The 12,545-nt window shown below is 61.8% G+C and carries 10 protein-coding genes; 4 read left to right on the top strand and 6 right to left on the bottom strand.

Annotation, left to right across the window (positions count from 1 at the left end):
* Positions 1-20 precede the first annotated feature (20 nt).
* On the top strand, positions 21-836 hold the full coding sequence (locus MJQ68_RS02085) for a TPR end-of-group domain-containing protein (protein WP_238749321.1): 816 nt from the start codon (positions 21-23) through the stop codon (positions 834-836).
* 13 nt (positions 837-849) lie between these two features.
* Positions 850-2,415 carry a M48 family metalloprotease gene (locus MJQ68_RS02080; protein WP_238749320.1) on the top strand — a complete coding sequence of 522 codons (1,566 nt, stop codon included), beginning with the start codon at positions 850-852 and terminating at the stop codon, positions 2,413-2,415.
* A 112-nt stretch (positions 2,416-2,527) separates the two neighbouring features.
* On the opposite strand, the gene lpdA is transcribed toward MJQ68_RS02080, so the two are convergent.
* The 3 genes from lpdA to MJQ68_RS02065 form a co-directional block, all read right to left on the bottom strand.
* Complete coding sequence (gene lpdA, locus MJQ68_RS02075; protein ID WP_238749319.1) at positions 2,528-3,931, bottom strand: dihydrolipoyl dehydrogenase; 1,404 nt, start codon at positions 3,929-3,931, stop codon at positions 2,528-2,530.
* Positions 3,932-4,017: 86 nt separating this feature from the next.
* Positions 4,018-5,196 carry a PSP1 domain-containing protein gene (locus MJQ68_RS02070; protein WP_238749318.1) on the bottom strand — a complete coding sequence of 393 codons (1,179 nt, stop codon included), beginning with the start codon at positions 5,194-5,196 and terminating at the stop codon, positions 4,018-4,020.
* A gap of 95 nt (positions 5,197-5,291) precedes the next feature.
* Complete coding sequence (locus tag MJQ68_RS02065; RefSeq protein WP_238749317.1) at positions 5,292-6,458, bottom strand: DNA polymerase III subunit; 1,167 nt, start codon at positions 6,456-6,458, stop codon at positions 5,292-5,294.
* Positions 6,459-6,545: 87 nt separating this feature from the next.
* Here MJQ68_RS02065 and MJQ68_RS02060 point away from each other — a divergent pair, with 87 nt between their 5' ends.
* Entirely contained in the window at positions 6,546-7,358 is an 813-nt protein-coding gene (locus MJQ68_RS02060) for a universal stress protein (RefSeq protein ID WP_238749316.1), read from the top strand.
* A gap of 206 nt (positions 7,359-7,564) precedes the next feature.
* Entirely contained in the window at positions 7,565-8,656 is a 1,092-nt protein-coding gene (locus MJQ68_RS02055) for a quinone-dependent dihydroorotate dehydrogenase (protein ID WP_238749315.1), read from the top strand.
* A 71-nt stretch (positions 8,657-8,727) separates the two neighbouring features.
* Here MJQ68_RS02055 and MJQ68_RS02050 read toward each other — a convergent pair whose 3' ends face one another.
* The 3 genes from MJQ68_RS02050 to MJQ68_RS02040 all read right to left on the bottom strand — a co-directional run bounded on the left by MJQ68_RS02050 (position 8,728) and on the right by MJQ68_RS02040 (position 12,470).
* Entirely contained in the window at positions 8,728-9,105 is a 378-nt protein-coding gene (locus MJQ68_RS02050; protein ID WP_238749314.1) for a GxxExxY protein, read from the bottom strand.
* A 125-nt stretch (positions 9,106-9,230) separates the two neighbouring features.
* Complete coding sequence (gene porG / locus MJQ68_RS02045; protein ID WP_238749313.1) at positions 9,231-10,148, bottom strand: type IX secretion system protein PorG; 918 nt, start codon at positions 10,146-10,148, stop codon at positions 9,231-9,233.
* Between the two features lie 90 nt (positions 10,149-10,238).
* A complete protein-coding gene (locus MJQ68_RS02040; protein WP_238749312.1) occupies positions 10,239-12,470 on the bottom strand; it encodes a DUF5916 domain-containing protein in 2,232 nt (743 codons plus the stop codon).
* Positions 12,471-12,545 lie beyond the last annotated feature (75 nt).

The following is a 12,545-nucleotide window of genomic DNA, read 5'->3' as shown; positions in this document are numbered from 1 at the left end:
ACATACACACATATACTACCATGAAATACATCTTACTCCTTCTCCTTTTCTCTACGGGTATCCTATTCGCCCAGGGCGGCATGCCGGACTTCGGTGACGGCGACTCAGACGCGGGCACCTTCACCGGATCGGGCTCCTCGAGTGACGGCACAAGCGATAAATCCATGGGCTTTGGCAAAAAGGCCAAGCAGAACGCCGAGGCTAACGAGCGCCTACAGGAAGCTAAGGAAAAAGCCGCCGAGAAAATGGAGTCCTCCACCCCCACCGAGCCCGACGAGCTCAACTTCGAAGATGCCGAGGGACTGGGATACTACTACCTCGAACAGGGCGATACCGACGCGGCCGCTATGTACCTGGATCTGGCCGGTGAGCGGATCGATGCGGCTGACTACGAAGCCGTCCTGGGCCTGTTCACACTCTACGAGCTACTCGCCCAGCAAGCCAAGGACGCGGGCAATACTGAACTGGCCGACCAGGCCTGGAACACGGCTGAAGCCCTGACCGAGCACTTCTTCACTACCGACCCCGTCGATGAAGACTCCTACGCCATGCACGAGGAGCTGGCCTACGCCTACTACGAGCTGGGCTACCATAAAACGGCCGCTGAGCACTTCCACCACGCGCTGGAATACATGCCCGAAGAGGCCTACACCGCCTACATGGTCGCCAGCTGCCTGGCACTCACCGACGATACGGAGACGGCCCTGGACTACCTGGAGTACGCCCTGGCCATGGACCTGCTGGAGTACGACGTAGATCTGGCCGACGATAGCGACCTGGACGCGGTACGCGACACCGACCGCTACCAGGAGCTAGCCGAAGATTTCGGCTTTTAACCGCCCCTCCACCATGTACCACCTACTCTACCCGATCCTGCTGCTGTGCTTGGCCGCCCCCCTGCGGGCGACCGACACAAGCAAGCAGGCGGTCGCCCAGGCCGTATTCGACCGCCTCGTCGCCGCACGGGGGGATGGCCGGATGGCTCCTCCTACCCTGGAGTTCGTACAGCGTAAGCGGAGTGCGGCACGCTGTGAGGGCTCGACCGTGCTGCTCGAGGAGGCCGCCTACGACATCTGTACCTCCCTGGGTCAGGATGCGGAGGCCGCGCTGGCCGGCATACTCGCCCACGAACTGGTCCACTACTATCAGGGACATACCCGCCGGGGGGTAGCCGCGGCGCTGGTGCGTAGTCCGGACGGTGAAGCAGAACAGTACAGTAGCAGCCTACTGCTGTACAATGAGGCCGAGGCTGACTACCTGGGCGGCTTCCTGGCGCACCTGGCGGGCTTTCCGACCGTCAACGTTATGCCCCGGGTGCTGGACAGCATCTACCGCATCTACGATCTTCCGACCGAGCTAAGTGGTTACCCCACCCTGAGCGAACGCAAGCGCGTGGCCGAGCAGACCTTCCTGCGGCTGAACGAGTTGGTATCGGTCTTTGATATGGGCAATGCCCTGACCGCTCTCGAGCGCTACGCCGAGGCCGCTGCCTACTATGACTTCCTGCTGACAGACTTCCAGAGCCGGGAGGTATATAACAACACGGGAGTGCTGTACCTGATGGCCGCCCTGCCGCTGTTTCAGCCGGGTACGCTCCGGTACGACTACCCCATCCTACTCGATCTGCGCTCGCGGCTCCGTACCCAGTCGCGGAGCACTACGGTAGATACCGAGACGCGCGACTTCTACCTCCGGGAAGCCATCGGTCACTTTCAGCGGGCTATGCTGCTCGATGCCGATTACGCCCCGGCTCTGGTCAATCTAGCTAGTGCGCAGGCGCTGCTCGGTCAGTCGCTGCTCGAGAACGATCCGAACGAGGAGGTGCGGGCCGTAGCCGACGATAAACTCCTCGAAGCAGGCATCCACGCCCGGGAAGCCGCCCGCCTGGCCCGCCGACTGGGCGAGCAGCGTACGGTAGCCGACGCGCTAACGGTACTCGGCATCCTCACCGTACTGAACGGAGATACTACGGCAGTCGTGCCAGCCGGTCAGGCCACGGTGGACCGATCACCAACCGAGGAGAGTTTCACCATGACCGAACAGCTTGCCGGCCTATCGATCGTTGATATTGCCGGTGAGCTTCCCCCAGACCTGCCGGAGACGGTCGTCGCCAGTGGGGGTCAGCGCATGACGGTCACCAACTTCGGCGACTTTGCCCCCTACGTCACCATCCTGCGGCATACGGATGCGACGGGACAGGGACAACTGCTCATCTGCCGGGCCGAGCCAGGCTATACCGGTCGTACCGCCATGGAGATTGGTCGCGACGATACCCGCGTCGACGTACTCCGGGAGTACGGACCACCGGGCTACACCCTCGCTACGGTAGGCGGTGAGCTGCTGGTCTACCCCAAGAGTCAACTGGTCTTCAGCCTTCGGGACGGACGGGTCACAAGCTGGTGGCTCTACCAATAGTATAAACGGTCGAGTGGCCTCCGGTCCGAGACTCCGACGTCCTCAAGAAGTGGCTTTGCCACTTAGAAAGGGGTAGCAAACACTCGGACCAGAGGCCACTCGACCTTTGTCTTTACACGTGCAGCGCACGATCCCCCGTAGCCGCCAGGGCCGCCTCGCGGAAGGCCTCGGTGTAAGTAGGGTGTGCGTGGCTCATGCGCGCGGCATCCTCCGCACTGGCGCGGAACTCCATCAGCGCTACGGCTTCGGAGATCATATCGGCGGCGCGGGCACCGACCATGTGGACGCCCAGGATCTCGTCGGTGGCCGCATCGGTGAGCACCTTGACCATCCCTTCGGTATCGGTGCTGGCCCGAGCGCGGCCCAGGGCCTTGAAGGGAAACTTACCGGACTTGTAGTTCACGCCGGCGGCTTTGAGTTCCTCTTCGGTCTGCCCGACGGCGGCTACCTCGGGCCAGGTGTAGACGACCCCGGGGATGAGGTTGTAGTCGATGTGGGGCTCCTGTCCGGCGATCTTCTCGACCACGTAGATGCCTTCTTCCTCGGCCTTGTGGGCCAGCATGGCGCCGCGCACCACGTCGCCAATGGCAAAGATGTGGGGTACGTTGGTGCTTAGGTGGTTATCGACCTCTACGCGGCCCTTGTCATCGGCCTTTACGCCGGCCTTATCTAGGCCGAGCTGGTCGGTGTAGGCCCGGCGGCCGATAGCAATCAGGCAGTAGTCGTATTCCTTGGTGGTGACTTCGCCGTCGCTCTGCTTTTCGAAGGTGACCGTTGCACCGGTGTCCGCGCCCTGTACGTCCGTGACCTTGTGCTTGAAGTAGAAGTTGAGGCCGGTCTTCTTTAGGGCGCGCATGAGCTCCTTGCTACAGTCCTTGTCCATGGTGGGCAGGATGCGGTCCTGAAATTCGATCACGTCGACCTCCGTGCCCAGGCGACCGAAGACGCTGCCTAATTCAAGCCCGATGACGCCGCCGCCGATGATGGCCATGGACTTGGGCACCTCCGTGATATTGAGGGCCTCGGTGCTGGTGATGACCCGCTTTTTGTCGTAGTTGAACATGGCCGGCGCGATGGGCTTGGAGCCGGTGGCGATGATGAAGTGCTTGCTCGTGATGTCCTTGTCCTCCCCCTCGTTCATGGCGATGTGCAGGGTGTGGTCGTCGGTGAAGCTACCGTGGCCGTAGAAGACCTCGATCTTGTTCTTTTTCATCAGGAACTCGACCCCCTTGACGGTCTGCTCGACGACCTCGTCCTTGCGCTTGATCATCTGCGGCATATTGACCTTCAGATCCTTCAGGTCGATACCAAAGTCCTTGAATTTCTCGTGGGCATTGTGGTAGTGCTCCGACGCATCCAGTAGCGCCTTGGAGGGGATACAGCCTACATTGAGGCAGGTGCCCCCGAGGCTATTATACTTCTCTACGATGGCGGTCTTCAGGCCCAACTGGGCGGCGCGGATGGCAGCTACGTAGCCGCCGGGGCCGCTACCGATAATCGTTACGTCAAAATCCATGGAATGGGTCGTTTGGGGTATTCAGCAAAGGGAACCGGTGGGGGGATAAAAAGATGAGGGAGCGGGGAAGAGGAAAACACTCTCCCCTACTCCTGCTTCGGCTTAGGCCCGCGCCGGCGGTTGCGGTTGCTGCTGCGGCGCTTATTGCTCTTTGCCTTAGGCTTATCGGTAGGGGTGCTACCGGCGGAGGAACTACCGCTGGATTTCGGCTTGCGGCCGCTGTTGCTACCGCTGCCGCGGCTACCGGATTTACGCTTCTTCTTGCGCCGCTTCTCGGCCGGTAGCTCTACCGCGCCGGTGACGTCTTCGTACTCGAATACCTCTTCCTGTACCACCACCACTTGCTGGAAGCCCTGTAGATCGGCGGGCTGCTTACCGGCCTTATTCAGCGCAATGATCTCGTGGACCTTTTCGACGGGGATGGGCAGTAGCACCCCACGATTTTCGCGGTAGGTATAGTACATCAGGCCCTTGAAGATATCGGTCTTGATGAGGATACCGGTGCCGGCGTCGGTGCGCAGTTTGTCGGCCTTTTTGGGGAAGGCTTCGAGGGCCTCCATGTAGGTATTCAGCTCGTAGTTGAGGCAGCACTTGAGGCGACCGCACTGTCCGCTTAGCTTACCCTGGTTGATGGCGATATTCTGGTAGCGGGCCGCGGCGGTGTTGACGCTCTGGAAGTCGCTGAGCCAGGTCGAGCAGCACAGTTCGCGCCCGCAGCTGCCGATGCCGCCGATGCGGGCGGATTCCTGGCGGGGACCGATCTGCCGCATCTCGATCTTCACCCGTAGCTGATGGCTGAACTGCCGCACCAGCTCCCGGAAGTCGACCCGCGTATCGGCCGTATAGTAGATCGTGGCCTTGCGGCAGTCCCCCTGAAACTCTACGTCGGTGACCTTCATCGGCGAGTGGTTCGTACGGGCGATGGCGCGGGCCTTGACCAGGGCGGGAAACTCCAGCTTACGTGCCTCGTACATCTTCTCCAGGTCGCGGTCGTTGGCCTTGCGCAGTACGCTTTCGGTGACCTTGGCCTCCTTCACGTGCTTCTTCTTGAGCTGCAACTTGACCAGTTCGCCGCTCAGCGAGATGCAGCCTACGTTGTAGCCGTTCTTGGTCTCTACCGCTACGTAGTCGCCGGTGAAGACCTGCAGCTCGGGCGGGGCGTGGTAAAACTCCTTGGAGGCGCCGTCCTTGAACGATACCTCTACGATGTCGGTGGTGTATGCATCGTCGACGCCCAGGTGGCTGAGCCAGTCGAAGGTGCTCATTTTATTACAGCTCCCGGTGCCGCAGTTGCCTTTGCTGCCGCAGCCCTGGGGAGTTCCGCAGGATGTACATCCCATGATAAGTCGGTGTTTTATGGTTACGCACGGGCGGCTGTCGGTTGTGCCCGGGTGGGGGCGGGGGCGCGTTCGCGGGTGCGGAGGATCTGGTGGATGCGCAGACCGGCATCCAGAAAAAGAATCCGGGGATTGGCGTTGCGTTCGATGTGCTCGGCGCAGTCGCTCAGGATCCCGGTGATATCCGCCAGTTGGTCGTGGTTGACCAGTGGCAGAAGTTTGGTGGCACTGGCCAGCTCAGCGGCCGGCAGGCGCACACCCTGGTGTTTATTTCCGGTCACGCTGAGGAGCAGGAATTCCCGCCAGAAGTGCAGGCAGTACCGGATGAAGTGTTTCTGGGGTTCACGGCCCAGCTTGGCGAAGGCGTCCGTCCACTCCACGAGCTGGGAGGGGCTGCCCTGGTAGCAGGCGCGCGTCCACTGCAGGAGGCGGGGGCCGTGGGAGTCGGTATCGCTATCGGCCAGGGACTGCGCCAGATTGAAGTTGCCGGCGGCCAGGCGGGCGGCGGCGGTAGCGGCCGGCGCGGGGATGCCGCGGGCCTGGAGGGCGGTGGCCAGCTCGGCGTCCGTGGGGGCGGTCAGCTGCGTGAGCTGGCAGCGGCTCAGGATGGTGGTCAGGATAAGGTCGACGCGCTCGGTGACCAGGAAGAAGACGGTCTGCTCGGGGGGCTCCTCGATCAGCTTCAGCAGTCGGTTGCCCTCATTGCCCAGGTATTCGGGCAGCCAGATGAGCATGACCTTATACTTACCCTCGAAGATCTTGAGGCTGAGCTTGCGCAGGATGGCCGCGCAGGCCTCGCGAGTGATGTTACCCTGTTTGTTCTCGGCACCGATGCGCAGTAGCCAGTCGTTGGCCTCCTGGTAGGGGCTCTCCCTGAGCGCTTCGCGCCACTGCGGCAGGAAGGGGTCGCTGGTCATCTTGGACCCTACGGTAGGAAAGACGAAGTGCAGATCGGGGTGTACCGCGCCGCCGGTCTTGCGGCAGGCGCGGCAGCGGCCACAGCTGGTATCGCCGGTCGCACCCTGCCGGTCTTCGCACAGCAGCAGGTTGGCCAGGGCCAGGGCGGCGGGGAGTCCACCGGTGCCGGGCGGACTCACGATCAGGTTGGCGTGCGGCAGCCGGTCGGTGGCCGCCAGCTGCCGCAGTTGGTCGAGGCCGGGGGAGTGGTGAATGAGCTGGTGGAACTGCATAATCTGGGGGCAAAGGTACGGCGCGTTCCCTGCGCACCCGCGAACCCGCCCTGGCCCTGGTGGTTGTATCTCAAACTCCCCTACGCTATGAAAAAGATACTGGTCGCCACCGATTATTCCGAAAGTGCCGGCAACGCCGTACAGTACGGCGTGTCGCTGGCCAATCACTTCGGCAGCCTGTTGTCGCTGGTCTCGGCCGTCGAGGAGCCCTACTCCGCCGCCGCCGGTGCCCTGGTCGACATCAAGGACCACATCCGCGAAGAAGCCATGACCACCATGGGCAAGGTCAAGGAGGAGGTGACGCCCCAGCTCCGCAACGGCGCGACCATCGATACCCATACGGTAGACGGCGACCCCGGCCCCACCATCACCCGCGTAGCCAAGGCCAAGGGCTACGACCTGATCGTGATGGGCACCAAGGGCTCCACCGCCGCCCGCGAGCTCTTCACCGGCAGCGTAGCCAACTCCGTCATCAAAAATAGCAAGCTGCCCGTGCTGGCCGTACCCCAGCAGGTAGCCTTCCACGACTTCAAGCGCATTGTGCTCTCCGTAGACGAGCGGCCACTGGCTAGTGCGGACGTCCTGCGGCCCCTCCTCGATCTGGTCCGGGCCTACAAGGCCGAACTGATCGTCTACCACGGCGACGTCGACGGCGATAAAAAGGGCTACGACCCCCAGCTACCTACCTACCTCTCCGGTGTGAATCACCGCTTCGAAGTCCGTAGCGGTGACACGGACAAGATCAGCACTGGCATCCAGAAAGCGGTTAAGCTCCACTCGGCCGACCTGCTCTGCATGATCTACCACGACCACGGTTTCTTCGGCCGGCTGTTCAACGAGAGCACGGTAAGCAAGGTGGTCTTCGATAGCTCGGTGCCTCTGCTGGTGTTGCAGGATTAGGAGGGAGCCTGCAGCGGGTTGGAAGCTACGCTGTTAGACGCTGCGCTGGTTGGATGCTGCGCTGGTTAGACGCTTCGCTGTTAGATGGTTTAACCAGCGAAGCGTCTAACGAGCCGAAGGCGATCTAACTAGCGTAGCGTCTAACCAGCCGAAGGCGATCTAACCAGCGAAGCGTCTACCCGGCGAAGCCGGTCTACCTTTACCCCATGTACAAGCTCCTAAAACCCCTACTCTTCCGACTGGCGCCCGAGCGCGCGCATGCGCTTACCGTGCAGGGACTGGCGGCTACCCTGGCGCTGCCCGGCGCGAGTGAAGTATTCCGTCGGCAGTATCGGTATGAGGATCCCAGTTTGGCGACTTCGCTGTTTGGCATTCCGTTTGCGAATCCGGTGGGGCTGGCGGCGGGCTTCGATAAAGACGGGAAGTACTATAGCGATATGTCGAGCCTGGGTTTCGGCTTCCTGGAGCTGGGTACGGTGACGCCCCTGGCCCAGCACGGCAACCCGCGGCCGCGGCTCTTTCGGCTACCGGCAGACCGGGCACTGATCAACCGGATGGGCTTCAATAACGAGGGCGTGGAGGCCCTGGCCCGCCGGCTCAAGCAGCGCGGCCGGCCCGGACAGGTAGTGCTGGGCGGCAACATCGGCAAGAATAAGGTGACGCCCAACGAGCAGGCGACCTCCGACTACGTGACCTGCTTCAAGCGGCTGTTTGCGCTGGTGGACTACTTCGTGGTCAACGTCAGCTCCCCCAATACGCCTAATCTGCGTGAGCTGCAGGACCGGGAGCCGCTGACCGCGCTACTGTCCACCCTACAGGAACTGAACCTGGATCTAGCCCGGACCACCGAGCGCACTACCGAAGCCCTCGGCACCCCCGGCGAGCTATGGCACCAGAAACCGATCCTGCTCAAGATCGCCCCGGACCTGACGGACGGACAGCTCGACGATATTCTAGCCATCGTGGCCGATACCGGTATCGCCGGCCTCATCGCGACCAATACGACCGTTGCGCGCGAGCCGCTGGTGACCGATATATCCTCCGTGGAGGGGATCGGTAACGGCGGACTGAGCGGCGCGCCCCTGCGTCAGCGGGCTACCGAAGTGATCCGTTACCTGCACGACCGGAGCGGGGGGACGGTAGACATCGTGGGCGTCGGCGGCATCGACGACGTAGCCTCCGCGCACGAGAAGCTGGACGCCGGAGCGAAGTTGATCCAGTTGTACAGTGGGATGGTGTATGCGGGTCCTGGGCTGGTGCGGGATATTAAGCGGAGCCTGGTGAGCGTACCGCAGTGAGGGGTTAGAGGATTACCGCGGAGTACGCAGAGTGGCGCGGAGTTGTGGTAGTAGTGATTGAAGGGGAAGAGTCAGAGGTTGTGTACGAGGCGCTTGATACCATCGCGCATACGGTGGACATTGAAGTTCATAAGCAGACCCACGCTTAGTCCTGATAGCCGTAGATAAGCTAGTAGCTGGGCGTGGTGAATGGGTAGTACTTCGGCCACGGCTTTCAGTTCCAGCAGTACACGATTTTCGACTATGATATCCACCCGATAGCCGTTTCCAACTTCCAGGTTCTTGTACTTGAGGGGAAGTTTGACTTGACTGGCCACTACAAATCCCCGCAACCGCAATTCGTATACCATACAATCCTCGTAAGCAGATTCGAGTAGTCCGGGTCCAAGTTCGGTGTGTACAGCAAAGGCTGCGGCCCGAATGGCATACGTGAGATCATTAACATTCATACCCCGCAAGGTCCGCCTCCGCACTCCACGCTACGTAGAGTCATGTTAAATCTGACTTGTCCCACCGACTACCCTACCTCTGCGCCCCTCCGCGCCCTCCGCGGTAACCACTCATACCGCAGAAGTTACCCCCGCTCGCGCTTACGGCGACTCGCCTCCTGACTCCGCTTCTTGGCCGCGCGCTTCTGGCGGCGGCGTACCTTCTTGTCCTTATTCACGGTAGGACAAATGACGTCGCCGAAGTAGTAATTCAGGCCGATGCCGAGGAAGAAGTACTTGTCGTTCACCGTATCGTCGCCGCGTTGGGTGCCGGCGCGGGCGAGACGGGGTCCGCCATCTTCGGGCGCCAGGCTGCGATCACTTAGGAAAAAGGCCGCTTCTCCGTTGGTGGCCCGGAGCTGGTCGGGGTCGGGGTAAACGGTACTGACGTCATCGAGGTAGTCCGTGGTTGTATTGCGGAGGTCCAGGTGGACATCCATACTCCAGGCGTAGGAGAGGTCCCAGCGGATACCTATGCCGTAGGACAGGGCCAGGCCGAAGGGGCTGTAGCGGTTGCCCTGCGTTTGTCCCTCGGTACCGAGTTGGCGCAGCTTGATCGATGTGCCGCCGTCGGTGACCGTTCGGGGTACGTAGTGGAAGCCGGCGAAGCCCACAAAGGCGTAGGGGGTGAAGAAGTACTGGCGGCTGCCGTGGTAGTAGGGCAGGAAGTTGAACTCCAGTTGTCCGCTGAGCTCGGTGAGCCGGGTCTGGAAGCTAAGGTTGCGGATCCGTTCGAAGCTATTCTCGCTGTCGCTGTCGTAGGCTTCGATGCGGCCGTGGCTGAGCCCGCCGCGCACGGCAATGCGGTGGTTGAAGTTGTAACGGGCCATGAGGCCTCCGGCGATGTTGGGATGATTGAGCCGAAACTGCGTGTTGAGGTCGCCGAGGTAGAACGAACTACCCAACCAGCCGCCCAGCTCCCATCCCCGCATTTGCAGTTGCGCCTGGGAGGTAAGGGGAAGGAAGAAAAAACACAGTGTCAGAACGGTGGTAGCTAGCCGCATGTAGAATGTGGAATGGCCTGCTTAACGCCGTAGCAGTGGGCTACGGTATGCGGGCGGAGGCATTAGGGATAGGGGCCGACAAAGATAGGCCTACAAGTTCAGCCAGTAGGTGACCTTGGCCACCAGGGCGCGGTTCTTGACGCCGAAGTCCAGGCTGTCGTAGTTATCGGTGTACACCAGGAAGAAGTCGCTCACCGGCGCGAAGCGCCACTGCAGGCGAGCGTTGACGTTGATGTTGCTGATCTGGTCGTTGTACTGCAGGAAGGTGGTCAGGAACACCGACTTGGAGAAGGTGAAATCGATGCGCGGTCCGATCAGGAACAGGCCCGTACTGGCAAAGGGGGCCGGCAGATCGAGGTACTGGTAGCTGGCCCGCAGGTCGATACTTCCGAAGGGCTGGTAGCGGTACTGCAGGTTGCCCACCAGGCTGTAGCGCTGTCCGTTGAAGAACTGTCCGGCCTCCACGACAAACTCCGTGCTGAGCTTGCGCCGGCGGTCGCTGCGGAAGTTGGCAAAGCCGCTCCAGGCGCCGTAACCGCGGTTGCCCGGTAGCGGAGTAGCACCGGTGCGGGAGGGGTCGAAATCTCCGAAGAGAAAGATGTAGGTGTAGTTCGCTCCGAGACTCAGCTCGCTGGTGTTGGCGTAGTTCCAGCCGTAACCCAGCGTGCCGGTGCGGTCGGTAAGGCCTTCCCCCGGTTGAAAGAAGGTGCGTAGCTCCAGTACGGGCCCCTTGGTCACTACGTCCGGGTTGTCAGGGTAGTCGATGCGCGCCGCCTCTACCCCACTCGAGAAGTAGCCGCGCCGGGGCACGAAGCCCACTTCGGCATTGAAGTTTTCTCCGACGTAGATGTGGTCGTACTGTACGTTCCAGTTGCGGTGGCGGTACTCCAGGTTCACCCCGTGGGTGTAGTCGTCGCCCTGCCCGTCGGCCGAGAAGCTGCGGTGCAAAAAGGTCTTGCCGTTCCAGGTATTGTCCTTCGTGGCCAGGTTATAGTCCAGGCCCACCACGCGGTTGAAGTCGGCATTGGTCTCGGTGCTATCGCTGAAGTTGGTGAAGTTCTGCTTGTTGACGAAGATCCCACCCACGTTGCTGCGCGCGCCCACCCGGTGCTGCAGGGCAGCTACGGTGTAGTTGAAGCTGGGCAGACCCTGATCGCGGTTCTGCGCAGCCTGCATGTTGAGTAGCCCCACCCGCAGGTCGTCGGTGAGCTTGCCGCTCAGGCGGGCGCCGAAGTAGATGGGATTCTGCAGTCCCTCGCCGGTAGTGGTGTCGCGCGTCACGCCGATGCGCCGGCTGAAGAAGGGGTTGGCCCGCTCGAAGCCGAAGCTGCCGAACAGGTCGGCATTCTCCAGGAAGAACTGCCGCCGCTCCGGAAAGAAGACCTCGAAGCGGGTCGTATTGATGACCTGCTGGTCTACTTCGACCTGACTGAAGTCGGGGTTCACGGTCAGGTCCAGGTTGAGGCCGCTGCCGATACCGATCTTGGCATCGCCGCCTACGTTGCCGTTGAAGTCGGTGGGGGTTTCGGCCTGGTAGTCACGCCGCATCCCGCCGCCGGCGTAGGGGATCAGGGTAATGTTACTGCCCTGTGCCTGCGGTGCGCCGCCTTCGAACTGTAGCGAGCCCATGTAGGCCAGACTCATGATGATCTGGTTCTGCGGGATCCGGTGCCAGGTCGTGCGTGTGTTGCTCTGGGTATCGAAGCGGTAAGAGTTGAAGAACCACTCCGTAGCTCCGGCCGGGAAGCGCAGGCTCGAAAAGGGGATGACCAGCTCGCAGCTCCAGTAGCCATCGCCGATGTAGCTCTCGCCGCGCCACTTATTGTCCCACTCTTCGCGGAAGTCCCCGCCGCTCTCCCCGCCGTTGTAGATCAGCGCCTCGCGGTTCACCCCCAGGGGGTTCATGCCGAAGACGATGGCATTGGTCTTGTCGCGAAAGGGGTTGAAGACAAAGGTGATGTTGTCGTTGCCCCCCGCCCGGTAGTCGCGCCGCAGACTAGGGATGACGAATTTGTTGCCCGGCGTACGGCACAGTGCGGCCACGTACAGGTTCTCCTCGTCGTAGCCGAAGTAGATCTCCGTGGGGTAGCTGGCGCGCACGCGGTCGGTCGGGAAGGTTTCCCAGAAGTCGCGGGCGGGCTGTCCGTTCTGCCACTCCAGCTCGTCGAGCTTACCGTCCAGCGTGATGCCCTCTACGAAGCGCGCGGCCGTAGCGCTGGGCGCTTCGTTGGCAGTCACTTCATCGAAGGGGGTGCCCAGCTGGGCGAACAGATCGGTGGCTCCCAGCAGGAGTAGGAGCAGGTACGCTAAGGGGTGGTTCACGGGGGCTAAAGATAGGGCGGGGCCGCGGGTGCGCAGCGGTAGCGGGGGTATAGTTATCGGACATCCGCCCGGCCC

Origin of the sequence: Neolewinella maritima (genome assembly GCF_923081025.1) — a bacterium.
GTDB lineage: Bacteria > Bacteroidota > Bacteroidia > Chitinophagales > Saprospiraceae > Neolewinella > Neolewinella maritima.
Note: the sequence above shows the minus strand (reverse complement) of the source record. Positions and strands in the feature narration are given on the sequence as shown.

Excerpts from the sequence above, each read along its gene's own strand:
- MJQ68_RS02085 (WP_238749321.1), top strand. The coding sequence starts at position 21 with ATGAAATACATCTTACTCCTTCTCCTTTTCTCTACGGGTATCCTATTC.
- MJQ68_RS02080 (WP_238749320.1), top strand. The coding sequence starts at position 850 with ATGTACCACCTACTCTACCCGATCCTGCTGCTGTGCTTGGCCGCCCCC.
- lpdA (WP_238749319.1), bottom strand. The coding sequence starts at position 3,931 with ATGGATTTTGACGTAACGATTATCGGTAGCGGCCCCGGCGGCTACGTA.
- MJQ68_RS02070 (WP_238749318.1), bottom strand. The coding sequence starts at position 5,196 with ATGAGCACCTTCGACTGGCTCAGCCACCTGGGCGTCGACGATGCATAC.
- MJQ68_RS02065 (WP_238749317.1), bottom strand. The coding sequence starts at position 6,458 with ATGCAGTTCCACCAGCTCATTCACCACTCCCCCGGCCTCGACCAACTG.
- MJQ68_RS02060 (WP_238749316.1), top strand. The coding sequence starts at position 6,546 with ATGAAAAAGATACTGGTCGCCACCGATTATTCCGAAAGTGCCGGCAAC.
- MJQ68_RS02055 (WP_238749315.1), top strand. The coding sequence starts at position 7,565 with ATGTACAAGCTCCTAAAACCCCTACTCTTCCGACTGGCGCCCGAGCGC.
- MJQ68_RS02050 (WP_238749314.1), bottom strand. The coding sequence starts at position 9,105 with ATGAATGTTAATGATCTCACGTATGCCATTCGGGCCGCAGCCTTTGCT.
- porG (WP_238749313.1), bottom strand. The coding sequence starts at position 10,148 with ATGCGGCTAGCTACCACCGTTCTGACACTGTGTTTTTTCTTCCTTCCC.